This is a genomic window from Phenylobacterium sp., from assembly GCF_016124325.1.
In the GTDB taxonomy this organism is placed as follows: Bacteria; Pseudomonadota; Alphaproteobacteria; order Caulobacterales; family Caulobacteraceae; genus Phenylobacterium.
In genome coordinates this window covers 71243-96012 of the sequence record NZ_WGNY01000019.1, presented here as the reverse complement: position 1 = coordinate 96012, position 24770 = coordinate 71243, and the positions used below count along the sequence as shown (strand labels likewise).

The 24770-nt window shown below is 70.2% G+C and carries 27 protein-coding genes; 15 read left to right on the top strand and 12 right to left on the bottom strand.

The features are described 5' to 3' along the window. Nucleotides 1–187: 187 nt before the first annotated feature. Genes modC through modA form a run of 3 tightly spaced genes read right to left on the bottom strand, consistent with a single transcriptional unit; the run spans nt 188 to nt 2390 of the window. Nucleotides 188–976: a molybdenum ABC transporter ATP-binding protein gene (gene modC / locus GC203_RS11280; RefSeq protein WP_293454316.1), complete on the bottom strand. Its 789-nt coding sequence runs from the start codon at nt 974–976 to the stop codon at nt 188–190. Then, nucleotides 973–1647 (bottom strand): molybdate ABC transporter permease subunit, encoded by a 675-nt coding sequence (gene modB / locus GC203_RS11275; protein WP_293454314.1) that lies wholly within the window; start codon nt 1645–1647, stop codon nt 973–975. Before modB ends, modC begins: the two co-directional genes overlap by 4 nt. Further along, nucleotides 1644–2390: a molybdate ABC transporter substrate-binding protein gene (gene modA, locus GC203_RS11270; protein ID WP_293454312.1), complete on the bottom strand. Its 747-nt coding sequence runs from the start codon at nt 2388–2390 to the stop codon at nt 1644–1646. The genes modB and modA overlap by 4 nt, the downstream gene beginning before the upstream one ends. A gap of 39 nt (nt 2391–2429) precedes the next feature. Between modA and GC203_RS11265 the strand changes: the two genes are divergently transcribed. From GC203_RS11265 to GC203_RS11255, 3 genes are all read left to right on the top strand, one after another. Continuing rightward, nucleotides 2430–3206 carry a TOBE domain-containing protein gene (locus GC203_RS11265; protein ID WP_293454310.1) on the top strand — a complete coding sequence of 259 codons (777 nt, stop codon included), beginning with the start codon at nt 2430–2432 and terminating at the stop codon, nt 3204–3206. A gap of 10 nt (nt 3207–3216) precedes the next feature. After that, nucleotides 3217–3696: a molybdopterin-dependent oxidoreductase gene (locus tag GC203_RS11260; protein ID WP_293454309.1), complete on the top strand. Its 480-nt coding sequence runs from the start codon at nt 3217–3219 to the stop codon at nt 3694–3696. A gap of 187 nt (nt 3697–3883) precedes the next feature. After that, nucleotides 3884–4096, top strand: coding sequence for an alkylphosphonate utilization protein (locus tag GC203_RS11255; protein WP_293454831.1), 213 nt, complete (start codon nt 3884–3886; stop codon nt 4094–4096). Between the two features lie 12 nt (nt 4097–4108). Here the strand turns inward: GC203_RS11255 and GC203_RS11250 are convergent, their stop codons facing one another. From GC203_RS11250 to GC203_RS11235, 4 genes are all read right to left on the bottom strand, one after another. Beyond that, entirely contained in the window at nt 4109–4972 is an 864-nt protein-coding gene (locus GC203_RS11250; protein ID WP_366501708.1) for a DMT family transporter, read from the bottom strand. Nucleotides 4973–5033: 61 nt separating this feature from the next. Beyond that, complete coding sequence (locus tag GC203_RS11245) at nt 5034–6620, bottom strand: 2-isopropylmalate synthase (RefSeq protein WP_293454306.1); 1587 nt, start codon at nt 6618–6620, stop codon at nt 5034–5036. A gap of 207 nt (nt 6621–6827) precedes the next feature. Beyond that, a complete protein-coding gene (locus GC203_RS11240; RefSeq protein WP_293454305.1) occupies nt 6828–7445 on the bottom strand; it encodes a glutathione S-transferase family protein in 618 nt (205 codons plus the stop codon). Next, the gene (locus tag GC203_RS11235; protein ID WP_293454303.1) at nt 7442–8149 is read right to left on the bottom strand and encodes a TVP38/TMEM64 family protein; all 708 of its coding nucleotides are present in this window, start codon (nt 8147–8149) and stop codon (nt 7442–7444) included. The genes GC203_RS11240 and GC203_RS11235 overlap by 4 nt, the downstream gene beginning before the upstream one ends. A 147-nt stretch (nt 8150–8296) precedes the next feature. On the opposite strand from GC203_RS11235, the gene GC203_RS11230 reads away from it, so the two are divergent. Next, nucleotides 8297–9427: a calcium-binding protein gene (locus tag GC203_RS11230; protein WP_293454301.1), complete on the top strand. Its 1131-nt coding sequence runs from the start codon at nt 8297–8299 to the stop codon at nt 9425–9427. A 110-nt stretch (nt 9428–9537) separates the two neighbouring features. After that, nucleotides 9538–10740 (top strand): pyridoxal phosphate-dependent aminotransferase, encoded by a 1203-nt coding sequence (locus GC203_RS11225; protein WP_293454299.1) that lies wholly within the window; start codon nt 9538–9540, stop codon nt 10738–10740. Nucleotides 10741–10744: 4 nt separating this feature from the next. Here the strand turns inward: GC203_RS11225 and GC203_RS11220 are convergent, their stop codons facing one another. Both GC203_RS11220 and GC203_RS11215 read right to left on the bottom strand, forming a co-directional pair. After that, nucleotides 10745–12085 carry a M28 family peptidase gene (locus GC203_RS11220; RefSeq protein WP_293454298.1) on the bottom strand — a complete coding sequence of 447 codons (1341 nt, stop codon included), beginning with the start codon at nt 12083–12085 and terminating at the stop codon, nt 10745–10747. 80 nt (nt 12086–12165) lie between these two features. Beyond that, nucleotides 12166–12402, bottom strand: coding sequence for a DUF2171 domain-containing protein (locus GC203_RS11215; RefSeq protein ID WP_293454296.1), 237 nt, complete (start codon nt 12400–12402; stop codon nt 12166–12168). A 58-nt stretch (nt 12403–12460) separates the two neighbouring features. On the opposite strand from GC203_RS11215, the gene GC203_RS11210 reads away from it, so the two are divergent. After that, nucleotides 12461–12637: a DUF4169 family protein gene (locus tag GC203_RS11210; RefSeq protein ID WP_293454294.1), complete on the top strand. Its 177-nt coding sequence runs from the start codon at nt 12461–12463 to the stop codon at nt 12635–12637. 6 nt (nt 12638–12643) lie between these two features. Here GC203_RS11210 and GC203_RS11205 read toward each other — a convergent pair whose 3' ends face one another. Next, on the bottom strand, nt 12644–13408 hold the full coding sequence (locus tag GC203_RS11205; protein ID WP_293454293.1) for a Coq4 family protein: 765 nt from the start codon (nt 13406–13408) through the stop codon (nt 12644–12646). A 105-nt stretch (nt 13409–13513) separates the two neighbouring features. On the opposite strand from GC203_RS11205, the gene GC203_RS11200 reads away from it, so the two are divergent. From GC203_RS11200 to GC203_RS11180, 5 genes are all read left to right on the top strand, one after another. After that, nucleotides 13514–13741 carry a ribbon-helix-helix domain-containing protein gene (locus GC203_RS11200; RefSeq protein ID WP_293454292.1) on the top strand — a complete coding sequence of 76 codons (228 nt, stop codon included), beginning with the start codon at nt 13514–13516 and terminating at the stop codon, nt 13739–13741. Nucleotides 13742–13772: 31 nt separating this feature from the next. Beyond that, complete coding sequence (locus GC203_RS11195; RefSeq protein ID WP_293454290.1) at nt 13773–16100, top strand: UvrD-helicase domain-containing protein; 2328 nt, start codon at nt 13773–13775, stop codon at nt 16098–16100. A 223-nt stretch (nt 16101–16323) separates the two neighbouring features. Then, nucleotides 16324–17292, top strand: a complete 969-nt coding sequence (locus GC203_RS11190) for a magnesium and cobalt transport protein CorA (protein ID WP_293454289.1) — start codon at nt 16324–16326, stop codon at nt 17290–17292. A 48-nt stretch (nt 17293–17340) separates the two neighbouring features. Further along, complete coding sequence (locus GC203_RS11185) at nt 17341–17796, top strand: hypothetical protein (RefSeq protein WP_293454288.1); 456 nt, start codon at nt 17341–17343, stop codon at nt 17794–17796. 43 nt (nt 17797–17839) lie between these two features. Further along, nucleotides 17840–18706 carry a 50S ribosomal protein L11 methyltransferase gene (locus GC203_RS11180; RefSeq protein ID WP_293454286.1) on the top strand — a complete coding sequence of 289 codons (867 nt, stop codon included), beginning with the start codon at nt 17840–17842 and terminating at the stop codon, nt 18704–18706. On the opposite strand, the gene GC203_RS11175 is transcribed toward GC203_RS11180, so the two are convergent. Next, complete coding sequence (locus GC203_RS11175) at nt 18703–19047, bottom strand: GIY-YIG nuclease family protein (RefSeq protein WP_293454283.1); 345 nt, start codon at nt 19045–19047, stop codon at nt 18703–18705. The two genes, GC203_RS11180 and GC203_RS11175, sit on opposite strands and share 4 nt — an antisense overlap. A gap of 105 nt (nt 19048–19152) precedes the next feature. On the opposite strand from GC203_RS11175, the gene GC203_RS11170 reads away from it, so the two are divergent. Genes GC203_RS11170 through GC203_RS11160 form a run of 3 tightly spaced genes read left to right on the top strand, consistent with a single transcriptional unit; the run spans nt 19153 to nt 22309 of the window. Then, complete coding sequence (locus GC203_RS11170; RefSeq protein WP_293454281.1) at nt 19153–20970, top strand: aminopeptidase P family protein; 1818 nt, start codon at nt 19153–19155, stop codon at nt 20968–20970. Next, nucleotides 20967–21812 carry a class I SAM-dependent methyltransferase gene (locus GC203_RS11165; RefSeq protein ID WP_293454280.1) on the top strand — a complete coding sequence of 282 codons (846 nt, stop codon included), beginning with the start codon at nt 20967–20969 and terminating at the stop codon, nt 21810–21812. Before GC203_RS11170 ends, GC203_RS11165 begins: the two co-directional genes overlap by 4 nt. Nucleotides 21813–21817: 5 nt before the next feature. After that, complete coding sequence (locus GC203_RS11160; RefSeq protein WP_293454278.1) at nt 21818–22309, top strand: DUF4440 domain-containing protein; 492 nt, start codon at nt 21818–21820, stop codon at nt 22307–22309. Here GC203_RS11160 and GC203_RS11155 read toward each other — a convergent pair. Then, the gene (locus tag GC203_RS11155) at nt 22306–23385 is read right to left on the bottom strand and encodes a potassium channel protein (protein WP_293454276.1); all 1080 of its coding nucleotides are present in this window, start codon (nt 23383–23385) and stop codon (nt 22306–22308) included. The two genes, GC203_RS11160 and GC203_RS11155, sit on opposite strands and share 4 nt — an antisense overlap. Before the next feature lie 244 nt (nt 23386–23629). Here GC203_RS11155 and GC203_RS11150 point away from each other — a divergent pair, with 244 nt between their 5' ends. Further along, on the top strand, nt 23630–24745 hold the full coding sequence (locus GC203_RS11150) for a hypothetical protein (RefSeq protein ID WP_293454274.1): 1116 nt from the start codon (nt 23630–23632) through the stop codon (nt 24743–24745). The last annotated feature ends 25 nt before the right edge of the window (nt 24746–24770 follow it).

The window sequence follows — 24770 nt, the reverse complement described above, 5'->3', positions numbered from 1 at the left end:
AGAGGAGTCCCAAGGCGGCCCGACCAACGCTCCAAGAATGCGTCGAGTCGCTACGCTTTGTCTGGCGGGCTTTGTCGTCCTCTGCCCTGTGGATTTGGGCATTTCAAGGCTTAAAGATGCGTATGCGCTTTCACGTCGCGCGCGAAAATTCACCATGTCGTGCGAAGACGGGCTTTCCCGAGCCCGATCAGCCGCGTGCGGCCAGCGCCTCAACCGCAAGGCGCGCCACCTCCGACGGCGCGCCGGAGAGGATGAGTTCGGCCGCCAGCGCCTCGGGTCCCACCGCGCGCAGCCGGGCGGCCAGCCGGTCGATCCCCCCGGCTTCGTCCGGGGCCTGGGCCGCGGCCGTCTCGACGAGCCGCCCGTCGCGGATCAGCAGCATGCGATCGCCCAGGCGCGCCGCCTCGGTGACGTCGTGGGTCACGTAGAAGACCGGCGCGGCGGCCTCGCGCCGGAGCGCATCGAAATAGGGCAGAAGCTCGGCCTTGCGGGCGGCGTCCAGGCTGGCCAGGGGTTCGTCCAGCAGCAGCAGGCGCGGTTCGGCCAGCAGGGCGCGCCCGATGGCCACCCGCTGGCGCTCGCCGCCCGACAGCCGCGCGGGGCTGCGGTGCAGCAGCTCCTCCAGGCCGAGCAGCGCCACCAGCCGGTCGAACGCCGCGTCGGCGCCGCGGCCCGCACGCCGGCGGCCATAGAGCAGGTTGCCGCGCACGTTCAGGTGATCGAACAGCGCGGCGTCCTGGAACACGTAGCCGACGCGCCGCCGGTGTGCGGGCAGGAAGGTCCGTTCGTCCTGCCAGACGTCGCCGTCCACCTCGAAGCGTCCGGCCAGGCGCGTGAGGCCCGCGATGCACCGGAGCACGGTGGTCTTGCCCGAGCCCGAGGGTCCGAACAGCACGGTCACCCCCGAGGCCGGCGCCTGGAACTCAACGTCCAGGGCGAAGCCGCCCAACCGTCCCTGGAAGCGGGCCGAGATCACGAGGCGGCCTTCCGGACCCGCCGGTCCAGCAGCAGCAGGCTCAGCATCACGGCGAAGGCGAAGGCCAGGAGGGCGCCGGCGATCAGGTGGGCCCGCCCCCACTCCAGGGCCTCGACCAGGCGATAGATCTCGATCGACAGCACTTCGGTCTCGCCGGGCACGCCGCCGCCGATCATCAGCACCACGCCGAACTCGCCGACCGTGTGGGCGAAGGCGAGCACGGCAGCCACCACGAAGCCCGGCCGCGCCAGGGGCGCCGCCACGGTGAAGAACGCGTCGAGCGGCGAGGCGCCGAGCGTGGCGGCCGCCTCCAAGGGCCGGTCCCCGGCGGCCTGGAAGGCGTTGCGGAGCGGCTGGACCGCGAACGGCAGGGAATAGATCACCGAGCCCAGGACCAGCCCCCAGAAGGTGAAGGCCAGGGTGCGGACGCCGAAGGCGTGCAAGGGCGCCATCAACGGACTCTCGGGACCCAGCGCCAACAGCAGGTAGAAGCCCAGCACCGTCGGCGGCAGGACGATCGGCAGGGCCACCAGGGCGGCCGCCACCTCGCTCCACCAGCGGCGGCTGCGCGCCAGCCACCACGCCAGCGGCGTCGCGACCACAAGCAGGATCGCGGTGGTGACGCCGGCCAGCTTCAGCGTCAGCCAGGCGATGCCCAGGAGACCGCTCAAGGCGCCTCGTAGCCGTAGCGGCGGATGATGGCGCGCGCCTCCGAACCCTTCAGGAAATCCAGGAACGCCCGCGCCGCGCGGTCCTTGGCGCCCGGCTTGAGCAGCACCGCCTGCTGGTCGATGGGCGCATGGCGGGTCTCGGGCACGATCCAGCGCGACCCGCTCCTGTCGTCGACGATCTGGGAGAGCGCGACGAAGCCCAACTCGGCCGCGCCCGACTGCACGAACTGGTAGGCCTGGGTCACGGAGGTTCCCGTCACCAGCTTCGGCTTCAACCGGTCGTAGACGCCCAGGCCGCGCAGGGTCTCGACGGCGGCCGCGCCATACGGGGCGAGCTTGGGGTCGGCGATGGCCAGCTTGTCGAAGCGGCCCGAGGCCAGCACCCGCCCCCCGGCGTCGACCCGCCGTGGCGTGGGGCTCCAGAGCGCGAGCCGGCCGCGGGCGTAGGTGAACCGGCTGCCGGCCACGGCCAGCCCTTCGGCTTCCGCCTTCTGCGGCCGTTCGGCGTCGGCCGACAGGAACACCTCGAAGGGCGCCCCGTTGGCGATCTGGGCGTAGAACTGGCCCGAGGAGCCGAAGCTCAGCACCGCCTCGTCCCCCGTGCGCGCCTTGAACCGCGCGGCGATCTCCTTCGCGGGCTCGGTGAAGTTGGCCGCGACGGCGACCTTCACCTCGGCGGCCCGCGCCAGGGCCGGGGCGAGGATGGCGAGGACCAACAGAAACGCGAGTGAACTTCGGCGCATGATCCGTTATGTACCTTCACTACATAACGGAGGGAAGAGATGGCCGAAGCGCTGAGCGCGGTCGTGACCCTGGAGCGCGGGGGCCTGCCCCGCGTGGCCCTGGCGCGCATCGCGCTCGTCGAGGCGATCGCCGACCTCGGATCGATCAGCGCCGCCGCGCGCAAGGTCGGGCTGTCATACAAGGCCGCCTGGGACGCCGTGCAGGCCCTCAACAACCTGTTCGACGCCCCGCTGATCGCCGCGGCGCCCGGCGGCCGGGCCGGCGGCGCCGCCACCGTGACGCCCCGCGGCCGGGCCGTCGTGCAGGCGTTTCGCCGGGTGCAGACCGAAATGGACGCGGCTCTCGCCAAGCTGGACCACGCGGCTGGCGACGACCTGTTCTGGAGCCTCGGAATGAAGACCAGCGCCCGAAACGCCCTGCGCGGCCGCGTGGTCCGGGTGACGCCCGGCGCGGTGAACACCGAGGTCACGCTGTCGCTTGGCGAAGGGCTGGAGATCGTGGCCATCGTCACCGCCCAGAGCGTCGAGGACCTCGGCCTCGCCGTCGGCGCGCCGGCCGTCGCCCTGATCAAGTCCAGCTTCGTCGTCCTGGCGAAGGGCGAGAACCTCCGCACCTCGGCCCGCAACCAGATCCGCGGGCGGGTCACGAGCCGGGAGGACGGCGCGGTGATGTGCGAGGTCCGCCTCGACATCGGCGCCGGCAAGACCCTGTGCGCGGCCATCACCCTGGAAAGCGCCGCGACGCTGGAGATCGCGCCGGGCGACGAGGTCGTCGCGCTGATCAAGGCGCCCCACGTGATCCTGGCCGTCGAATAGGGAGACGCCTTTGAAATCCCTCGCCCTCGCCCTCGCGCTGGCCGCCTGCGCCCCGGCCGCCGTCGCCCAGACGCTCGCCCTCAAGGGCCCCACGGGCCAGACGCTCGCCTTGTCCGCCGCCGAACTCGCGGCCATGCCGCACGTCGGCTTCACCTTCGACGCCCACGGGCGGAAGCACGCCTACGAAGGCGTGCCGCTGATCGACCTGCTGGCGCGGGTGGGGACGCCCACGGGCAAGGCGCTGGGCGGCAAGGCTCTGGCCGACGCCGTGCGCGTGACGGCCTCGGATGGCTATCAGGTGGTGTTCGGTCTGGGCGAGATCGATCCCGGCACGCGGCCCAACCGGATCATCGTGGCCGACCGGGCGGACGGCGCTCCGCTTGGCCCTAAGAGCGGACCCTTCCAACTGGTGGTGGAGGGCGACCTGCGGCCCGCCCGGAGCGCCCGCATGGTCACCCGGATCGAAGTCCTCGCCCTCGCCTCGCCTTGAGCCCGGATCGCGGTCCACGCCGCCGCGGCCACGAATAGCGTTGGCCCGCGCGCCCCGGAGCCCTATGGCGGGAAGACCCCAGTTCGGAGAGCGCGACATGAGCGGCGACGAGTTTGTCTACGACGAGGCCAGCGGCGAGTGGATCTCGGCCGCCGAAGCCGCCGAGCGCGCCGCCGCGGCCGGTCAGGTGGAGGTCCGGGACTCGGTCGGCAATCTCCTGGCCGACGGCGACGCCGTGGTCCTGGTGAAGGACCTCAAGGTCAAGGGCGCGGGCCAGACGCTGAAGCGCGGCACGATGATCCGCTCGATCCGCCTGACCGGCGACCCACAGGAGATCGACTGCCGCCACGACACCATCAAGGGGCTCGTGCTCCGCGCGGAGTTCGTGAAGAAGGCCTGAGCCCGACGCGCCTCAGCCGAGCACGGTCAGGGCGACGCCGATCGTGGTCATGGCGCCGGCGATCCACTGGCGGGCGCTGAGCCGCTCCCGGAACAGGCGGCGGCCGACGGCGGCGGCGATCGGGGCCTCGATCACGCCCACCGCCCGCACGGGCCCGGCCGGCGCCAGCGCCAGCGCGCCGAACCAGCAGGCCGATGCGGCCGAGCCGAAGAAGCCCGCCCCCAGCGAACTCTTCCACGAGGTGAGCACCGCCCTGAGCGCGCGGGGCCGCGCCACGGCGAGGATCCCACCCAGCAGCAGCGACTGGAAGGTCTGAGCCACCACGACGCCCGCGAGCGCGGAGTAGATCGGGTGGCTCGGATCCAGCGCCAGACCCGCCTGGCGGTAGCCGTTCAGCGCCACGGCGAAGGCCGCGCCCGAGGCCAGGCCCAGCAGGGCGCCCCGGAGGCCGCCGTGCACGTCCTCGCGGCGCGGCCAGGACAGGGCGACGAGGCCCACCGTCGCCAGCCCCATACCGGCCCAGGCGTGCGGCGGCAGCACGTCGCCCAGCGCCACGCCCAGCACGGCGCCGAGGATCAGCGACGACTGCTGCATGACCGTCGCGACCGCGAACCCGGCGCGGCCCATGGCGAGCAGGAGGAAGGCGGTCGCCGTCATCTGCGCCACCGCGCCCACGCCCACGGCCAGGGCGAAACGCGTCGAAAGGTGCGGGTCGGCGCCCGGCGTGAGCGCCGCCACCACCGCGAACATGGCGATCGAGAACGGCAAGCCGAACAGGAAGCGCACCAGCGTGGCCCCCCACGGCCCGGCGTCGCCCACCAGCCCGCGCTGCAGCGCATTGCGCGCCACCTGCAGCGGCGCAGCCGCCGCTGTCATCAATATCCACAACATGGAAAGACCTCGGCGTCCCGCGCCCGAGGCGCGGGACGCGGGTTGATCAGAACCCGCTGGCCACTCGGCCTTCGGGCGCGCTCTTCTCTTTCCTCGCGAAGAGGTTGTTGAGCGCGTTGACATAGGCCTTCGCCGAGGCGGTGAGCGTGTCGGTGTCGGCCGCCGTGCCGGTGGCGATCCGGCCATCGTCCTCGAGCCGGACCGAAACCTGCGCCTGGGCGTCGGTGCCTTCGGTCACGGCATGCACCTGGAACAGGCGCAGGAGCGCGTCATGCGGCACCACGGCGTGGATGGCGTTGAACACCGCGTCGACCGGACCGTCGCCGGTGGCGTTGGCCGCCTTCTCCTCGCCGTCGATGGTGACGGTCAGGAAGGCCTCCTGCGGGCCCTCGGTGCCGGCGATCACGCGCAGGTGCTTGACCTGCACCTTGTCGGCGCCGCTCGCCAGGGCGTCGTCCACCAGGGCCACGATGTCGTCGTCGAAGACGTGCTTCTTCTTGTCGGCCAGATCCTTGAAGCGCTGGAAGGCCTCGTTCAGCGCGTTCTGGCCCAGCTCGTAGCCCAGGTCCTTCAGCTTCTCGCGGAAGGCGTGGCGGCCCGAGTGCTTGCCCATGACCAGGTTCGACTCGATCTGGCCCACGTCCTCGGGCTTCATGATCTCGTAGGTCTCGGCGTTCTTCAGCATCCCGTCCTGGTGGATGCCGCTCTCGTGGGCGAAGGCGTTCTTGCCCACGATCGCCTTGTTGAACTGCACCGGGAAGCCGGTGATCGCCGAGACGTAGCGGCTGGCGCGGGTGATGTGCTGGGTCTCGACCGCCGTGCCGTAGGGCAGCTTGTCGCCGCGGACCTTCAGCGCCATCACGATCTCTTCGAGCGCCGCGTTGCCGGCCCGCTCGCCGATGCCGTTGATGGCGCATTCGATCTGGCGCGCCCCGCCCTGCACGCCGGCGATGGAGTTGGCGACGGCCAGCCCCAGGTCGTTGTGGCAGTGGGTGGAGAAGATCACCTTGTCGGCGCCGGGCACGTTCTCGATCACGTCGCGGAACATGTCGGCGTATTCGCTGGGATAGCTGTAGCCCACCGTGTCGGGCAGGTTGATCGTGCCGGCGCCCGCCTTGATGGCCGCCTCGATGCAGCGCAGCAGGAAGTCGCGCTCGGTGCGGGTGGCGTCCTCGGCCGACCACTCGACGTCGCCGCACAGGTTGCGGGCGAGCGTGACCGACTTGGTCACCATCTCCAGCACCTGCTCGGGCTCCATCTGCAGCTTCCACTTCATGTGGACCGGGCTGGTGGAGATGAAGGTGTGGATGCGGCCGCGCTTGGCCTTCTTCACCGCCTCGGCGCAGCGCTCGATATCGGCCGCGCCCGCGCGGGCCAGGCCGCAGACGGTGCTTTCGGTGACGATCTCGGAGATGGCGCGGACGGCCTCGAAGTCGCCGTTCGAGGCGATCGGGAAGCCGGCCTCGATGACGTCGACCTTCATCTCCTCGAGGATCTTCGCCAGCTCCAGCTTCTCGTCGTGCGACATGGAGGCGCCGGGCGACTGTTCGCCGTCGCGCATGGTGGTGTCGAAGATGATCACCCGGTCGCGCTCGGCGGCCTGAGCGTTGGAATCGGTTACGGAAGCGGTCATTTCTTTAGTCTCTTCGCGGTGTTGCGTTCATCAGGCGGAGGTGATGGCCCCTGGTCGCCCGGCCGCGAAGATGCGCGTGCCTAGAGAGGCGCCCAGGGGCGGCTAAGCCCCAGCGAGAGAAGAAGCAGGCTGTCGAGCCGCGTGCGCATGGTCGCGTCTCTACCGAAAGGGGCGGTTGCGCGCAACCATCTTGCGCGCGGCGCGGCTTTAGGCCGCCGCCCGGGCAAGAACCTTGCCGACAGCCGGTCGCGCCGCCGTGCGCTCGAAATGCGCCTGCACCTTGGGAAACCGGGCCAGGTCGACATCGTCGCTTTCGAGCCAGCCCGACAGCGTGAAGAGATAGGCGTCGCAGGTCGTGAACTGCTCGCCCATCACCCAGGGCCCGGCCAGCATCCCGTCCTCGATCAGCTGGAAGCAGGCGGCCATGGTCTCGGGCACCTTGCGGCGCATGTCCTCGAACGAACTCTCCTGGTCGGCCCAGCGAGAGCCGCGGCGGCCGTGGGCGTGGGCGACGTGCACCGTGGAGGCCAGGTAGCTGTTGAAGGCCTGGGCCTGGGCGAACGCCCACGGGTCGTCGGGCATCAGCTTCGCCGCCGGGAACGCCTGGGCGATCCAGGCGAGGATCGCCACGTTCTCGGTCAGCACGCCCCGATCGGTGACCAACGCCGGCACCCGGCCCTTCGGATTGAGCGCCAGATAGTCGGGCTTCCGCTGCTCGCCGTCCTTGGTGCTTATCACCGCGATCTCGTAGCCGGCGCCGGCCTCCTCCAGCGCGATGAACGGCGCGAGCGAGCACGAGCCCCAGGCGTGGAACAGCTTGATCATGACGAACTCCCCTCGCGGCGGCGCAGCCAGCGCCGCGCGAACCAGCCGATTCCGATCCAGATGGCGGCGATCGCCGCCAGCTCAAGCCAGTGGCCTTCGATTTCGCCGCGCATCAACTGGACGATCGAGGCGCCGGCGAAGGCGGTGAGCGCGATCTTCGGCACGATGCCGATGCCCGTGCCGGCGACGAAGTCGCGCGCCCGCATGGGCGTCACCCCGGCCGCCATGTTGACGACGATGAACGGCGCCGAGGGCACCAGGCGGACGATCAGGCTGGCCAGGAAGCCGTTCTCGCCCACCAGCCGCATGAAGCGCTGCACGCTCTCGCCCGAGAACCGCCGGAGCACCCGCGCCCCGGCCGCGCGGCCGATGTAGAAGCCCACCATCGACGACACCAGCGTGCCGATCCAGCTGTAGGCCGCCCCGAGGTAGGGGCCGAACGCCACCACCGCCGCGGCGATCAGCACGATCTGCGGCGTGCCGATGAAGGCGAGCGCGGCGAACGCCGCCACGGCCACCGGCAGCGACCACGGCCCCCGCGCGGCGGTCAGCCAGCTTTCCAGCGTCCGCTCGCTGTCGATCCCCAGCGCCTGGGCGCCGAAGACGAACACCACGCCCACCCCGCCGAACAGCACGAACGACACCAGCAGCGTGCGCCACGCCTGGGCGTCCATGTTCGACAGGAAGCTGAGCAGCCGGCGCATCGGTGCGCCGAGGGGTCGCCGATCCGGACCTCGGGGTCAACGCCTGTCGGGGCCGGCGCCTCGTCGCATACTTGCGTTCTTTGGTGTTGCGTTTTTACGCAACATTCGCCATTTACCGCGGCCCAGCTTGATGCGGAGGTTGGACCCTTGCTCGAATATGCGTTCGAATCGATCACGCCCGAACAGGCCCTGGCGATCCAGGCCGGCGACACGCTGACCTTCAACACCGGATCGGCCAACGCCGTCAGGGTCATCTACGACCCCGAAGGCCCCTCCTTCGCGCCCGGGCAGATTCTCGTGACCCTCGACGAACGTACGGTCGCGTTCGGAACCGGGCTGAGCGCGGTGTCCAAGGCCGGCGGCCTCGTCTTCGGAGATGGTTCACAGCTCCATGTCGGCGACGGCGGGAACGACCGCTTCGTCGGTGGGGCGGCGGATGACGGCGCGTTCGGCGGCCTCGGCGACGACAGCCTGATCGGCGGCGCGGGCCGCGATTTCCTGCAGGGGAATACCGGCGACGACGTGATCGTGGGCGGCGACGGCGCCGACACCCTGTTCGGCGGGCAAGGCGACGACGTCCTCTACGCCAGCAGCGACGCCGGCGGACGGGCGGGCGAGACCGGAGACTTCGTCCAGGGCAACAAGGGCGACGACACCATCGAGGGATCCGACGGCGACGACTGGCTTTCCGGCGACCTCGGCGACGACGAGCTTCACGGCGGCATGGGTTCGGACACCCTCATCGGCGGCGCCGGCAACGACACTCTGGACGGCGGCTTCGGCCTGGACTTCATGAGCGGCGGCGACGGAAACGACCGCCTCGTGGCGCAGGGTCCGGAGATCGTCGTGCTCTCGGGCGACGCGGGGAACGACACCCTGACCGCGGCCAGCGCCGACAAGGACATCCTGCTCGGCGGATCGGGTCAGGATCGCTTCGAGATCGTCGCCAAGGTCGACCCGGCCATTCGGGTCGACGCCGAGATCCAGGACTTCGAGGCGCACGACACCCTGCACTTCTCTGAGGTCAGCATCTTCGGCGACGCGCAGGCGTCGATCCTGCCGCGCAGCTACTCCGAGTTCGTGGCCGACAGCTACGAACAGGCGCTGGCGATCGCCAACGAGCACATCTCGGCCACGGGCGCGAAATATGTGGCGGCCCAGGTTGGGGCGAACGTCTTCGTGTTCGCGGACCTCGATGATCCTGAAGACGGGGCGGACTCGGCCATCCTCCTCGTGGGGCGCACCCTGGACGACATCAGTCTCGCCAACTTCGTCTAGGGCCACGCCCGCAAATTTGGCTCCCGGCCGGGGCTCGCCGCGGGTTTGAATGCGCCGCAGCATGGAGTACACCCGGCGCCGTCCAACCTCAGTCGGGAGCCCTTGTCGCCATGTCCCTGGAATCCGCCGCGCTCGCCCGCGTGAAGCCGTCCGCCACCCTGGCGGCCGACGCGAAGGCCCGTGAGCTCCGGGCCCAGGGGAAAAACGTCATCGGCCTGGCCGCGGGCGAACCCGACTTCGACACGCCGGACAACATCAAGGAAGCCGCCATCAAGGCGATCCGCGACGGCAAGACCAAGTACACCAACGTCGACGGCATCCCCGAACTGAAGGCGGCCATCTGCGCCAAGTTCGAGCGCGAGAACGGGCTCGCCTACAAGCCCAGCCAGGTCAACGTCTCGCCGGGCGGCAAGCCGGTGATCTGGAACGCCATGATCGCCACCCTCAACCCGGGCGACGAGGTGATCGTGCCGACGCCCTACTGGGTGAGCTACTGGGACATCGTGCTGCTGGCCGGCGGCACGCCGGTGGCCGCGCCGACCTCGGCGGCCACGGGTTTCAAGCTCCAGGCGGCCGACCTCGAGGCGAGGATCACGCCCAAGACCAGGTGGGTGCTGCTGAACTCGCCGTCCAACCCCTCGGGCGCGGCCTACACGCGCGCCGAGCTGAAGGCCCTGGCCGACGTGCTGCTCAGGCACCCGCACGTCTGGATCCTGACCGACGACATGTACGAGCACCTGGTGTTCGGCGACTTCGAGTTCAGCACCATCGCCCAGGTGGAGCCGGGGCTCTACGACCGCACCCTGACCATGAACGGGGTCAGCAAGGCCTATGCGATGACCGGCTGGCGGATCGGCTACGCCGCCGGGCCCGAACCCCTGATCAAGGCCATGGCCAAGGTGATGAGCCAGACCACCTCCAACCCCTCGTCGATCTCCCAGTGGGCGGCGGTCGAGGCGCTGAACGGCACGCAGGAGTTCATCAAGCCGAACGCCAAGCTGTTCGAGCAGCGGCGCGACCTCGTGGTCTCGATGCTGAACCAGGCCCGCGGCATCCACTGCCCGACGCCCGAGGGCGCGTTCTACGTCTATCCGTCGTGCGAGGGGCTGCTGGGCAAGACCGCGCCGTCGGGCAAGGTGATCCAATCCGACGAGGACTTCGCCGTCGAGCTGCTGGAGACCGAGGGCGTGGCCGTGGTGTTCGGCGCGGCGTTCGGCCTCTCGCCGCACTTCCGGATCAGCTACGCGACCTCGAACGCCAACCTGGAAGAGGCCTGCCAGCGCATCCAGCGGTTCTGCGCGGCAGTGAAATAGCCGCTCAGGGCTGCATCCCGGGGTTCCAGGTCGGCTGGAAGTCGCCGTTGGCGAGCCACGAGATCGGTCCCGCCAGCGACTGGATCACCTCGACCATGAACGGCAGGTCGATGTGCGCGAGGTCGTCGGTCGGCTGGTGATAGGTAGGCGGCACCGGCCAGGCGCTGATCGTCTGGGCGACGACGCCCTTGCGCGCGAGCTGATAGTTGTCGGACCGCTGGAAGAAGTTCTCCTGCGGATAGGGATCGGGGCCGATACTGGCGCCCTGCTCGCGCAGGATGGGGCCCATGTTCGATCGTTCCCAGCCCGTCAGCATCAGCCGCTTGCGATCGGCCGGGTCGGGCACGCCGATCATTTCGAACTCGAGGTTGGCCTTCAGGTTCGCGAGCGGCGTCGGCGGGTGGGCCAGGTAGTACTTCGCGCCGTGCCCGCCTTCCTCCTCGCAGCCGAAGAGGGCGAATTGGACGGTGCGCCGGGGCGTCTCGCCCGCGCCGAGCAGCCGGGCGAACTCCAGCACCGCCGCCGTGCCCGAGGCGTCGTCATTGGCGCCGCGGTAGAGCTTTCCACCCCGCAGCCCGAGGTGGTCGTAGTGGGCGCTAAGCAGTATCGCGTTCTCGTCGGCGTCGGGGTCCTTGCCGTGTATGACGCCCAGGGCGTTGTAGGTCGTGCGGACGGCGGGAGCGCCGTGGGTCGCCGTCAGCACGGCCTGCGCGCCTGCCGCCGCCCGCAGCGCCTCAAGCGCCTCCGGCCGCACGAAGATCATCGCCTTCTCGACGGGCGGCGAAGTGGCCTCGACGCCCACGATCACCGTGCCGCGGGGCGGCGAGGCGGCGAACTGTTCCCAGTGGGCCAGGAGGTTTGGCGGCGCCTCGGCGATCACGCCGACCGCGCCGCTCGCCAGCACCGCGACGGCGGCCTCGGAGTCGTAGGGCCCGGCGATCAGGGCGATCTTGCCGGACGCCGCTTCGCCCTTGGCCACAAGGACGAGCGGGGCGTCGAGCGTCTCAGGCGCCTGTCGGACCAGCATCCCCGCGCCGTGGACGAGGCGCACGTCGCCGACCTGCAGGACGGGTGCGGCCGCGTAGGTGGGGCTGTGAACCTCCACACGCTGGAGATATTGCCCGTCGCCGGCGGCGCCCTCGACGCCATAGGCCTTGAGACGCTCGGCGATGAACCGGGCGGCGGCGTTCTCGTCGGCCGTGCCACAGGCCCGCCCGCGCAATTCGTCGCCCGCGAGATGCTCCATGTTGGCCTTCACGCAGTCGGCGCAGACCTTCGGGGGCGCGGACAGCGCAGGCGCCGCGACCGCGATCAGCGCGGCGACGGCCGACAGTACGAACTTCACCGGGCCTCCTGGAACACTTCGCCGGAGCCCCGGCGCGTCGCGGTCAGGGTGTCATGGCCCCGCCCGCGACGCCAGCCGGCTCAGTGGACCTCGCGCCAGGCGGACTTGGCCGCGTCCTTGGTCAGGTTGAGGCAGACCTTTTCGTCCTGGACGCGATCGACCCAGGACAGCGGGATCAGGTGATGCTTGAGGCCCGCGCCCAGGTCGAGCTTGGCGAGTTCGATGTCGCCGCCCTTCACGTGGTCCACCTTGCCGACGTGGCCGCCGTCCGAGCCCACGACTTCCATGTGCTCGCGGATTTGGGAAGCCTGGATCATATTCGTCTCCTTCTCGTGTGTGAGACGAGACAACGGTCGCGGGCGAGCGAAGGTTTCTATGGTCGAGCCGATCAATCTCAACAAGGCGCGGAAGGCCAGGGCGCGTGCGGCGGCCAAGTCCCAGGCGGCCGAGAACCGCGTCCGGTTCGGCCGCGCCAAGGGCGAGACGATGGTCCAGAAGCTCGACGCCGAGCGGGCCCGGCGCGACCACGACGGCAAGAAGCGCGAGGACTAGGCCGCGTCAGGCGGCGACCGGGACGGCTTCGTCGCGGACTTCGGCCGGGATGCTGTCGTAGATGGTGGCCGGGGTGATGCCGAGGCGTTTGCGCGCCACCTCCAGGGGCTCGGCCAGCAGGCGATCGTAGTCCTCGCCCAGCAGCCACTTGGCGGCTTTGCCGCGCTGGTAGCCCTGCCAGATCGCCTTCACGTACGGCTGGGACTTGTCCTTCCGCGCCCGCGACGCGGCGCCCAGGGCGATCAGCGCCCAGCCCAGGCCGCCCGTCTGCGCGAAGGAGAAGGCCACGAGGCAGGCCTCGCCCAGGCCGTCGCGATGGTAGCCCGAGAGGATGTGCCAGATGTCGTGCACGTCGCGCGTGCGGCGGCCGAACCAGGCGTAGGGGTGCTGCTCATCGACGTTCTCGATCCCGTCGCGGCTGACCATGGCCAGGCCCTCGGCCGAGAGGTTCTCGGAGCGGATGAATTGGCGATAGGCCGCCCCGACGCTGCCCTCGGGCAGGCTGTCGAGCCAGGCGTCATCCATGAGCTTGCGGGCGAACTCCTCGCGCTCGTAGGCGATACGGCCGCCCTCCGCGGTCGTCAGCAGGCGCTGGTAGCCCTTGGCCGTCGACGACCCGTTGAGCGCCCGCATGATCTCGAACACCTGCCGGGTGTCTTCCTTGTCGTTCAGCAGGCGCTGCAGCGAACGCAGCGCATGGCCCCAATCCATCTTGGTCGACATCGGCCGCGGCTCAGGGCGGAAGTCGGCTGTGTCGGCGGCCATGGTCATCGGCGGGAGTCCTCGAAAGCTCGGCGACTATGAAAATGACGCATGCGTCATCTTTTCGCAAGGGGTCTGGCGCGGGCGCCTGCAAGCGCCCTACAACCAAGCGCCATGACGTTGAGAAAGCGTTCCGTCCTGCTGTCGGGCCACGCGACCTCGATCGCGCTGGAGCCCGAGTTCTGGGCGGTGATGGAGACCATGGCCCAGGCGCGCGGCCTCAGCCTGGCCGCCCTGATCGTCTCCATCGACCGCGCGCGCGGCGAACGCCCCCTCGCCTCGGCCTGCCGGGTGGCGGCGCTGAAGTTCGCGCAGGACCAGGCGGGTCCCGGCGGGCCTTAAGCCCGCAAGTCTTTGTGCTACATATGTTCCGATGTCGTTCGAATCCCCCGAAGTCCCGGCCCCGCGCATCAGCGATCTGGCCCGCGCCGACGCCCCGGCCCCCGACTACCTCCTCGGCCTGAACCCCGAGCAGCGCGAGGCGGTCGAGGCGGTGGACGGCCCCGTCCTGGTGCTGGCCGGCGCCGGCACCGGCAAGACGCGCGTGCTGACCACCCGGCTGGCCCACATCCTGGCGACGGGCCGGGCGCGGCCGTGGGAGCTACTGGCCGTCACCTTCACCAACAAGGCCGCGCGCGAGATGCGCGAGCGGATCACCCAGATCATCGGGCCGTCGGCCGAGGGCCTGCGCTGGCTGGGCACCTTCCACTCGATCGCCGCCCAGATCCTGCGCCGCCACGCCGAGCTGGTGGGGCTGAAGTCGAACTACACCATCCTCGACACCGACGATCAGGAGCGCCTCATCAAGCAGGTGCTGGAGGCCGAGAACGTCGATTCCAAGCGGTGGCCGGCCAAGGTGCTGGGCGGCCTGATCGACCACTGGAAGAACCGCGGCTGGCGGCCCGACCAGCTGCCGCCGGCCGAGAACGCCCAGTTCGCCAACGGAAAGGGCCAGGCGCTCTACCGCGTCTACCAGGACCGGCTGCGCATCCTGAACGCCTGCGACTTCGGCGATCTCCTGCTGCACAACCTGACCATCTTCATGGGCCACCCCGACGTGCTGGCCGAGTACCACAACCGCTTCCGCTACCTGCTGGTCGACGAGTACCAGGACACCAACGTCGCCCAGTACCTGTGGCTGCGGCTGCTGGCCCAGAAGAGCCAGAACCTCTGCTGCGTAGGCGACGACGACCAGTCGATCTACGGCTGGCGCGGCGCCGAGGTGGACAACATCCTGCGCTTCGAGCGCGACTTCCCCGGCGCCAAGGTCGTGCGCCTGGAGCGCAACTACCGCTCGACCAGCCACATCCTGGCCGCCGCCTCGGGCCTGATCGCCGCCAACAAGAGCCGGCTGGGCAAAACCCTGTGGACCGAGGCCGATGGCGGCGAGAAGGTCGTCGTCCGCGGGGTCTGGGACGGCGAGGCCGAGAGCCGGATGATCGCCGACGACGTCGAGCGCGCCAAACGCGGCGGCCGGCGCTATCGCGACATCGCCATCCTGGTGCGGGCCTCATTCCAGATGCGGGCGTTCGAGGAGCGGTTCGTCCTGCTCCAGATCCCCTATGTGGTCATCGGCGGCCCGCGGTTCTTCGAACGCGCCGAGATCCGCGACGCCATCGCCTACCTACGGCTGATCCAGTCCGAGGACGACGACCTGGCTTTCGAGCGGATCGTCAACACGCCCAAGCGCGGCATTGGCGACACCTCGGTGCAGAAGCTGCTGCAGGTGGCGCGCCTCAACGAGGTCTCGGCCACGCGGGCGGCGCGCCAGCTGGTGCTCACCGACGAACTGCCCGCGCGCACGCGGACGGCCCTCTCCAACTTCCTGCGCGACATGGATCGCTGGCGCGCCGAGGCCGCGCGCGTCGACCACGCGCGGCTGATGGAGACCGTGCTGGAGGAGAGCGGCTACACCGACGCGCTGCGTCTCGACAAATCGCCCCAGGCCCAGGGCCGCCTGGAGAACCTGAAGGAGCTGGTCCAGTCGATGGCCGGCTACGAGACGCTGGAGGCCTATCTCGAGCACGTCTCGCTGGTGATGGACCTGGAGCGCGGGCCCCAGGCCGACTCCGTCCAGATCATGACCCTGCACCAGGCCAAGGGCCTGGAGTTCCCGCTGGTGTTCCTGCCCGGCTGGGAGGAAGGCGTCTTCCCCTCGCAGCGCTCGATGGACGACAAGGGCGAGAAGGGCCTGGAGGAGGAACGCCGCCTCGCCTACGTGGGCATCACCCGGGCGCGCGAAGAGGCCCGCATCTCCTTCGCCGCCAACCGCCAGGTCTACGGCCGCTGGACCAGCCAGCTTCCCAGCCGCTTCGTCGACGAACTGCCGGTGGCCAATGTCGAGGCCAGCTCCGAGACCGGCTACTACGGCGGCGGGCCGGGAATGCAGCAGCACGGCAGCCGCTGGGACGCCGACCCCAGCTTCGGCGCGGGTTATGAGAGCCCTGGCTGGCGCAGGGCCCAGGCCAACCAGTACCGGGGCAGCCATCCCGGCCGCCAGCCGGTGATCGAGGGCGATGGCCGGCTGATCGCCACGTCGGATTCGTCGGCGGCCAGCGCCTTCAAGCGCGGCGACCGTGTCTTCCACATCAAGTTCGGCTACGGCCAGGTGCGCGGCGTCGACGGCAACAAGCTGACGGTCGCCTTCGACAAGGCCGGCGAGAAGAAAGTCATCGACAGCTTCGTGGAGAAGCAGGACTAGGCACCTCTCCCCCCGCGCAGCGAGAGGGGAGAGGCTGGGAGAGGGGCGGCCCGGCGCTTCCGCTCCTCTGAATCCAATCAAGGAGCCGGGCGACTCCTGGCTGCGCCGCCCCTCTCCCGACCTCTCCCCTCTCTCACTTCGCTCGGGGGGAGAGGAGGCCACGGTTGCCTAACCTGCGCCCTTGGCGTCACATCCCCCGGTTCGCGAGGGGGCGCCGCGTCGCATGGCCATCGCCGCAGCCAGGGTCTATTCCGACGGCCATCGCCTGCGGGCGCTGCGGCTGGACGATCCTGGCGACCGCCCCGTCCAGGACCACCAGTTCGCCTGGATCGGCCTGACCGATCCCGACGCCGCGGAGTTGGCGATGCTGCAGGCGCGCTTCGGCCTGCATCCGCTCGCCGTCGAGGACGCGCTCTGCGAGCACCCTATGCCCAAGGTCAGCGTCTACGGCGAACAGATCTTCGTGGCGGCGCGCACGGCGCGGCTGGAGGGCGAGGCGATCGTCTACGGCGAGACCTGCGCGTTCCTCTGCCGGAACTACATCATCACGGTGCGCAAGGGCTCCGACCGCTCGTACACCCTGGTGCGCCGCAATCTGGAGGACGCGCCGATCCAGCTGCGACACGGCATCGCTTACGTCCTCTATTCGATCCTCGACTTCATCGTCGACAGCTACCAGCCGATCGTCGACTCCATCGAGGACGAGGTGCTGGAGGTGGAACGCCGGGCGCTCGACGCCTTCCTGGGCCGCGAGGACGTCACGCACCTGTTCAACCTGCGCCAGGAGCTGATGCGGTTCCGCCGGATGCTGGGGCCGATGGAGGAGGTATGCGCACGGCTGGAGCACCTGAACCTGCCGCTCATCGACGACCAGGTGCGCCCCTATTTCCGCGACGTGGGCGACCACGTGCGCCGCGTCGCGGGTTCGGCCGAGGCGCTGCGCGACGTGTTGTCGTCGGTGTTCGAGGTCTCCAACCTGTTCGAGCAGCAGCGTCAGGGCGAGATCACCCGGCGGCTCGCCGCCTGGGCCGGGATCCTGGCGGTGCCCACCGCCATCGCGGGCCTCTACGGCATGAACTTCGAGGACATGCCCGAGCTGCACTGGCGCTACGGCTACTTCGCGATCCTGGTGTTCATCGCGATCGTCTGCTTCGTCCTCTACCTGGCCTTCAGGCGTGCGCGCTGGCTCTAGGGGCGAAGCGACGGAAACCAATTGGCGGCTCGCGCGCTTCATGCCGCGATGCTTTCCAACGATGGTCGGACCCTCCTGATCGGCATGGCGGTCGCGTGCGTTTCGGGGTTGCTGATGGGCGCCGGGCTGAAGCCCGAACTGGACGTCCGGCACGAGGCGCGCGCGCCGCAGATCCTCATTCCCCACGCCGGGGCCCGGACGATCCCCGTCAGCTTCGATCGCGGCGTCGCCGCCTATGGCGCGCATGTTCCGGCCTATGTCTACGGAACCGACGCCCTGGCGCCGCCGGAGCCGCAGATCGTGGACGCCTCGGCGACGGAGCCCGAGCCGCGGGATGATCCCCTCATGGTCTACGAGGCGCCGGAAACGCGCACTGTCCAGGCCCGCTGGGAAGAACCGCCCCGCCGGCGCCCCATCTTTCCGTCGATCGACGGAAACACGCCCTATCCGTCCGACCATGGCGTCGCCCCCGCGGGCGCCGCGCCCATCCAACCCGCCGCCTGATCGCCCTCGCCTTTCGCGCCCGCCCCGGCTAGAGCCTCGGCCCATGACCGACGAGGCCGTCCAGATCATCGCCCGCGGGCCCCGCGCCATCGCCGAGGCCGCCGCCGCCGCCCTCGAAGCCCAACCCGCGACCGAGGCCCTGACCTTCTCCATCCTGGAGGAGGACGAGGATCGCGACGTCTGGCGGATCGACGCCTTCCCGACCGAGGACGACGAGCGGGCCGAGGCCGAGGCGGTGCTGCGGCGCTTCCCGGAGCTGCGGGTCGCCACCGAGGTGCTGGCCGACGCCGACTGGCTGGCGATGGCGCTCTCGGGCCTGCCGCCGGTGCGGGCGGGCCGCTTCTTCGTCTACGGCGCCCACGACCGGGGCCTGGCGCCCGCCAGCACCGTGAACCTGCGCATCGAGGCCGGCGCGGCCTTCGGCACTGGCCACCACGGCACGACGGTGGGATGCCTGTTCGCCTACGACCAGCTGCTCAAGCGCCGCCGGTACCTGCGCGTGCTCGACGTGGGCTGCGGAACCGGCGTCCTGGCCATCGCCGCCGCGCGGACCGGCTCGCCCGTGGCCGTCGGCACCGATATCGACGCCGCCTCGGTGCGGATCGCCAACGAGAACGCCAAGCTCAACGCCGCCCGCGCCCGTTTCGTCCACGCCTCGGGCCTGGGCCATTCGCTGGTCCGTGGCCATGGCCCCTACGACCTGGTGTTCGCCAACATCCTCGCCCCGCCTTTGGTGGCGCTGTCGGGCGACATCGGCCGCGCGCTGAAGCCCGGCGGCGTCGCCATCCTGTCGGGACTGCTGCGCACCCAGGAGCGCCGCGTGCTGGCAGCCTATCTGTCCAAGGGCTTCCGGCTGGTGCGCCGCATCCATCGCGACGCCTGGGCGACCTTGGTCCTGCGCCGGAGCTAGCCGGCCGCGCGGCGCGCGCCCAGCGTCTCGCGCCAATGCTGCTCGCGTGACTTGATGTGGTCGGAGAGGCCAAGCGGCGTCATCTCCTCGGTCTCGATCCGCTCCAGCACCTCGAACGCAAAGCTCGCCTCGCCGTGCGCGGTCCAGGCCGCCTGCATCTGGCGGTTCGCATGCCCGCCGGTGCGCAGGCCGAACCAGACGCCGTTCTGCTGCTTGTCGATATTGCGCGAGCCGCCGACCCACACCTCGCCCGTGGCCGCGCAGCGCACGGCGAAGACGCCGGCGTCGATCTTCTGTTCCCGGTAGTCCCGGACCATCTGGCGGCGGGTCGGCTTGTCCATGCGCGGCCCATAGACGATCCGGCGCCGGCCGTCAATTTTACCCGGGCAAAATAGAGACGTCTTCGCCTCTTTGCCGACGCCGCGCGAACGGCTTACATGCCGCCCATGCGTCAGACCTTCGATGAGACCACCGATCCCTCGTTCGGCCCGCGGCACGTGCCGCTGATCCGCCAGGCCATGGCCGACCAGGGCCTCGACGGCTTCCTCGTGCCGCACGAGGACGAGCACCAGAACGAATACCTGCCCGCCGCGAACGACCGGCTCGCCTGGGCCACCGGCTTCACCGGCTCGGCCGGCGCCGCCGTGATCCTGCAGGACAAGGCCGCCGTGTTCGTGGACGGCCGCTACACCCTGCAGGTCCGCGACCAGGTGGACGGCCAGCTGTTCGAGATCCGCGACCTCGTGGAGGGCGGCGTCCCGGCCTATCTGGAAGCCGCCGCAGCTCGCGGCCAGAAGATCGGCTACGACCCGCGCCTGCACAGCCCCGACGCCCTGGCCCGGCTCAAGGAAGCCGCCGCCAAGGCCGGCGCCGAACTGATGCCGGTGAACGACAATCCGCTGGACCGAGCCTGGGGCAAGGCGCGCCCGGCCCAGCCGGCGGCCCCGGTCGTGCCGCATGCCCTGGCGTATTCCGGCGAGGACTCGGCCGACAAGCGCGCCCGCGTGGGCGCCGCGCTGGCCGGCAAGGGCGCCGATGCGGCCGTGCTCACCGCGCCCTCGTCCATTGCCTGGCTGTTCAACGTGCGCGGCGGCGACGTCATCCGCTCGCCGCTTCCCATCGGCCAGGCCATCCTCGCCAAGGATGGCACGGCGCGGCTGTTCCTCGATCCCGCCAAGGTGACGCCCGAGCTGCCCGCCTGGCTCGGCAACCAGGTGCGGCTGGAAACGCCTGACGATCTGCCGGCCGCGCTCGCCGAGCTGAAGGGCCAGAGCGTGCTGGTCGATCCGGCCCAGTCGTCGGCCTGGTACTTCGACACCCTGGCCGCGGCCGGCGCGAGCGTGGTGCGCGGCGAAGACCCCTGCGCCCTGCCCCGCGCCTGCAAGAACGCCGTGGAGATCCAGGGCAGCCGCGACGCCCACGCCCGCGACGGCGCGGCCCTGACCCGCTTCCTCCACTGGCTGGCCACCGAGGGCCAGACGAACCCGCCCGACGAGATCGAGGCCGTCTCCAAGCTGGAGGCTTTCCGCGAGGCCACCGGCGCGCTGAAGGACCTCTCCTTCGACACCATCGCGGGCGCGGCCTCGAACGGCGCCATCGTGCACTACCGGCCCACCGAACGGCTCAACAAGCGCGCCGAGAAGGGCTCGCTGATGCTAGTCGATTCCGGCGCCCAGTACCTGGACGGCACCACCGACGTCACTCGCACGGTGGCCATCGGCGAGCCCAGCGACGAGATGCGCGAGCGCTTCACCCTGGTGCTCAAGGGCCACCTGGCGCTGGCGGCCATCCGGTTCCCCGCCGGCACCACCGGCTCGGCCATCGACGTGCTGGCGCGCCAGGCGCTGTGGATGCACGGCCTCGACTACGACCACGGCACCGGCCACGGCGTCGGCAGCTACCTGGGCGTGCACGAAGGCCCGCAGCGCATCTCCAAGGCGCCCAACACCGTAGCGCTGAAGCCGGGGATGATCCTCTCGAACGAGCCCGGCTACTACAAGGAAGGCGGCTACGGCATCCGCATCGAGAACCTGCAGGTGGTCACCGAGCCGGCCCCGATCCTGGGCGGCGAGCGGCCGATGCTGGGCTTCGAGGCCCTGACCCTGGCGCCCATCGACCGGCGGCTGATCGTGGCCGACCTGCTCTCGCCGGACGAGCGCGCGCAGCTCGATGCCTACCACGCCCGCGTGCTGGCCGTGGTGGGGCCGCAGCTCGAACCAGAGGTCCGGGCCTGGCTGACCGACGTCACGGCGCCGCTGTCGTGAGCGAACCCGCCCCCAACGCCGGACAGATCGCCTACTGGAACGAACAGGCCGGCCCTACCTGGGCCCAGCTGCAGGAGCCGCTCGACCGCCAGCTCGCCCCGCTGGGCGGCCGCGCGATCGAGGCGCTGGCGCCGAAGCCCGGCGAGCGGATCCTCGACATCGGCTGCGGCGCCGGCGCGGCCAGCCTGGAGCTCGCCCGCGCCGTGGCGCCCGGCGGGAGCGTGCTGGGCGTCGACATCTCCCATCCGCTGCTGGAGGTGGCCCGCCACCGCGCCGAGGCCGTCGAGGGCGCGACGTTCCTCGAAGCCGACGCCCAGACCTATCCGTTCGAACCGGCCAGCTTCGACGGCGCCTTCTCGCGGTTCGGCGTGATGTTCTTCGCCGATCCGCCGGCCGCCTTCGCCAATATCCGCCGCGCGCTGAAGCCGGGCGGGCGCCTGGCGTTCGTCTGCTGGCGCGAGCCGCGGCTGAACCCCGCGATGACCCTGGCCATGGCCGCGGCCCAGCAGATCGTCGAGCCGCCGCCCCCGCCCGAGAAGGGCGCGCCCGGCCCCTTCGCCTTCGCCGATCCCGACCGCGTCCGCGCCGTCCTGGCCGGCGGCGGGTTCGAGGACGTGGCCGTCACGCCCTTCGAGGCCAGGATCGGTCCCGGAAACCTGGACGTCACCATGGGCCTGCTCATGCGGGTCGGCCCCCTGGGCGCCCTGCTGCGCGAGCATCCCGACAAGCGCGACCTCGTGCTGGAGACCGTGCGCGCCGCCATCGCCCCCCACGACGGTCCCGACGGCGTGAAGCTCGACAGCGCCACCTGGATCGTCACCGCCCGCGCGCCGAAGGCCTAGCCGCCATGACGCATCGCCCGGCCCTCCGCGCCGCGGCCGCCCTGGCCGCCATCGCCTTCGCGACTTCTGCCGCCGGCGCGCCCGCGCCGGACGAGGCGGCCGCCCTGGCCACCGTCCAGCGCTTCTTCGACGCCATGGCCGCCGTCGACCGCGCGACGCTGGCCGAGGTGACCTTTCCCGACGGCGTCTTCACGGCCGTGGGTTTCCGCCCGAACGGCGAGCGGCGGCTGGACCGCATCCCGGTCGGCGGCTTCATCGCCGGCCTGAAGCCCGGCTTCCACGAGGCGATGTGGGACCCGCAGATCCGCCTGCGCGGCGACCTCCTGGCGACGGTCAGCGGCCCCTACGAGTTCCAGGCGGACGGAAAGACCACCCACTGCGGCGTCGACGTCTTCGACCTGGTCAAGGCCGACGGCCAATGGCGCATCGCGGCCCTCACCTGGACCGCCGAGCCCGACGCCTGCCCGGCTTTGAAGGCGGCGCGCGCAGCCCCCTAGATCACGCTGCGTCCGGCCCGCACGCGCTCGGCCGGCGCCTGGAACATGGCCCGCACGACGGCTGCGTCGGTGCGGGTGACCAGCAGCACGCCGTCGCCGGCTTCGAACAGCACCTCCGGCCCCGGCCGGGTCACCACCTCGCCGTTGCGGCGATCGAGCTGGACCACGAAGCAGCCGCCCTTCGCGCGCCGCTCCATCTCACCCACGGAATGGCCGATCGCCCCGGAGTTCTCGGTGACGGTCACCACCTCCATCAGCAGGCCCAGGTCGCGCAGGGTCTTGTCGAAGTCGCGCATCCGCTCCGAGCCGCGGATGAACCGCGCCGTCTCGGGATAGAGGATCATCTCGGCCATCCGCTCGGCGCCGATGTGGGTGGGCAGCACCACCTTGTCGGCCCCGGCGTAGAGCAGCTTGCTCTCGGTCGACGGCATCTCGCCGCGGGCGATGATGTGCAGGTCGGGGTTCAGGCTGCGGGCCGTCAGCGTGATGAAGACGTTGGCCGCGTCGTCCGGCACCACCGTCGCCAGCACCCGCGCGCGTCCGATGCCGGCGGCCTTCAGCGACGCCTCGTCGGCCGCGTCGAGCTGCACCACCAGATAGCCTTCCGCGCGGGCCGCGGCGGCGCGCTCCTCGTCGCGTTCGAGGATCAGGATGGGGACGCCGCCGTCCCGCAGGTCCTTGGCCAGCATCACCCCGATCCGGCCGAAGCCGCACACGATGACGTGGTCCTTCAGGCGCTCGATATCCGAGGCCGCGTTGTCCATGCCCAGGACCTCCCTGATCTGGCCGATGGTGAAGACCTGAACCAGCACGCCGGTCAGCAGGATCATGCCCGTACAGCCGAAGGCGATGACCATGATCGTGAGCAGGTGCAGGTACGGCGTGTTGACCGGATGCACTTCCTCGTAGCCGACCGAATAGACGGTCAGCACGACCATGTAGAGCGCGTCCGGGAAGCTCCAGCCGGCCGCCATGTAGCCGCCGACCGCCGCCGCCACGAGCGCCAGCATGAGGACCACCACCGCGACCAGGTTCCTGAGCGGCGAGCCCATCAGCCGGGAGACGGCGCGATTCATGGGCCCGATTTGCGCCTCGCCCGCGCCGCCGCGCCAAGGCGAAGCTGCCGCGCAGGCCGCCGCGGAACGCCGGCGCCTGAAGTTTGGTCAGCCCGCCTCGGCCGCCGAGAGCGCCCTCACCTGGGCCACATAGGCCTCGGCGTCGAATGCGCCAGCGATCGACCTCGCCTCAAATCTTCTTCCTAAAGTTGCGTATGCAATGTTAAGTGGCATATTGACCGAATGCGTAGGAGGAGGCGAGCCGGTGTCGATAGGATTCATCAGTTACCTGGACGAAGCAACGGGCGCGGTGATCGCCGTAAGCTCGTCCCATCCGCTTCCCGTGACCGGCGGAGGTAGTGGAAGCGGCGCATCTCAAGGCGCCGTCACCACTAGCGCGCCGGCCTACACAGATGGGACGAACGACGATCTGAGCCTCGATACACACGGCGGTCTTCGCACTGTCGTTCAGGCCTCTGACGGAACGCCCGTGGATTGGAGCGCCCCTGTCGAGATCACCGGACGTGGAAGCGCCGGAACGGCAGACACCGGGGTTGTCACGGTCCAGGGCATCACCGGCGGAACTGCCGTTCCCGTCTCCAACCCCAGCGCCGGGAGTTTCCAGGCCCAAGTGCAGGGACCGGTAGCCGACGATGCTGCAGCGTCCGGAAATCCTGTTCCAGTCGGGGGCAAACACAACGCCACTCTCCCGACCTATGCGGATGGTGATCGCACGCAGTGGCAGGCCACTTCCAGGGGCAGTTTGATTGTCGAAGGGCCAACCGCCAGTGCGGCCGCAGCGGTCGCGCGGCCGATTCCCATCGCCGGCGTCTACTATTCGTCACCCGCCACGCTTACGGATGGTTGGGGTTCCTACGCGACCCTCGACAGCAAAGGTAACCTCAACGCCAAGATGAACGTCAATGCAGCGGCGGGGTCAGACACACAGTCCAACACCATGGGCTTCGTGGTGCGCTCCGACACGCCCACCTCGACGCTTTTACTTGGTGTTGGCCCATCGCTTTACAACGGTTCTACTTGGTCGCGCCAAGCGCAGATCGGCGCCACGTTTGGTTCAAATGTCGGGGTGGCTGCCGTTGCACAGGCTGGAGCGTCCTTCAGACACGTCACCACCAATACCTCCACCGACGTGAAGACATCGGCGGGAATTCTCCACAAGGTGGTGATCAACACCGCCGGCGCTTCATCCAACACCCTCACGCTCTACAATGACACCACGGGGGGCACCTCCAACGCGATTGCCGTTATCGACACCACGTCGGGTATCGACACGCTTGCCTACGACCTCCACTTCGGCAACGGCCTCCAGGCTGTGACGGCCACAGGAACGGCTGCCGACATCACCATCGTGTATCGCTGATGGCCGGGCCCGGAAGAATGAGGAT

Bases quoted from the DNA above. Each gene is read 5' to 3' on its own strand.
- GC203_RS11210 (WP_293454294.1), top strand. From the start codon at position 12,461: ATGGTCGAGCCGATCAATCTCAACAAGGCGCGGAAGGCCAGGGCGCGT.
- GC203_RS11240 (WP_293454305.1), bottom strand. From the start codon at position 7,445: ATGATCAAGCTGTTCCACGCCTGGGGCTCGTGCTCGCTCGCGCCGTTC.
- GC203_RS11195 (WP_293454290.1), top strand. From the start codon at position 13,773: ATGTCGTTCGAATCCCCCGAAGTCCCGGCCCCGCGCATCAGCGATCTG.
- GC203_RS11185 (WP_293454288.1), top strand. From the start codon at position 17,341: ATGCTTTCCAACGATGGTCGGACCCTCCTGATCGGCATGGCGGTCGCG.
- GC203_RS11245 (WP_293454306.1), bottom strand. From the start codon at position 6,620: ATGACCGCTTCCGTAACCGATTCCAACGCTCAGGCCGCCGAGCGCGAC.
- GC203_RS11225 (WP_293454299.1), top strand. From the start codon at position 9,538: ATGTCCCTGGAATCCGCCGCGCTCGCCCGCGTGAAGCCGTCCGCCACC.
- GC203_RS11205 (WP_293454293.1), bottom strand. From the start codon at position 13,408: ATGACCATGGCCGCCGACACAGCCGACTTCCGCCCTGAGCCGCGGCCG.
- GC203_RS11265 (WP_293454310.1), top strand. From the start codon at position 2,430: ATGGCCGAAGCGCTGAGCGCGGTCGTGACCCTGGAGCGCGGGGGCCTG.
- GC203_RS11175 (WP_293454283.1), bottom strand. From the start codon at position 19,047: ATGGACAAGCCGACCCGCCGCCAGATGGTCCGGGACTACCGGGAACAG.
- modA (WP_293454312.1), bottom strand. From the start codon at position 2,390: ATGCGCCGAAGTTCACTCGCGTTTCTGTTGGTCCTCGCCATCCTCGCC.
- GC203_RS11190 (WP_293454289.1), top strand. From the start codon at position 16,324: ATGGCCATCGCCGCAGCCAGGGTCTATTCCGACGGCCATCGCCTGCGG.
- GC203_RS11235 (WP_293454303.1), bottom strand. From the start codon at position 8,149: ATGCGCCGGCTGCTCAGCTTCCTGTCGAACATGGACGCCCAGGCGTGG.
- GC203_RS11250 (WP_366501708.1), bottom strand. From the start codon at position 4,972: ATGACAGCGGCGGCTGCGCCGCTGCAGGTGGCGCGCAATGCGCTGCAG.
- GC203_RS11170 (WP_293454281.1), top strand. From the start codon at position 19,153: ATGCGTCAGACCTTCGATGAGACCACCGATCCCTCGTTCGGCCCGCGG.
- GC203_RS11180 (WP_293454286.1), top strand. From the start codon at position 17,840: ATGACCGACGAGGCCGTCCAGATCATCGCCCGCGGGCCCCGCGCCATC.
- GC203_RS11200 (WP_293454292.1), top strand. From the start codon at position 13,514: ATGACGTTGAGAAAGCGTTCCGTCCTGCTGTCGGGCCACGCGACCTCG.
- GC203_RS11160 (WP_293454278.1), top strand. From the start codon at position 21,818: ATGACGCATCGCCCGGCCCTCCGCGCCGCGGCCGCCCTGGCCGCCATC.
- GC203_RS11155 (WP_293454276.1), bottom strand. From the start codon at position 23,385: ATGAATCGCGCCGTCTCCCGGCTGATGGGCTCGCCGCTCAGGAACCTG.
- GC203_RS11215 (WP_293454296.1), bottom strand. From the start codon at position 12,402: ATGATCCAGGCTTCCCAAATCCGCGAGCACATGGAAGTCGTGGGCTCG.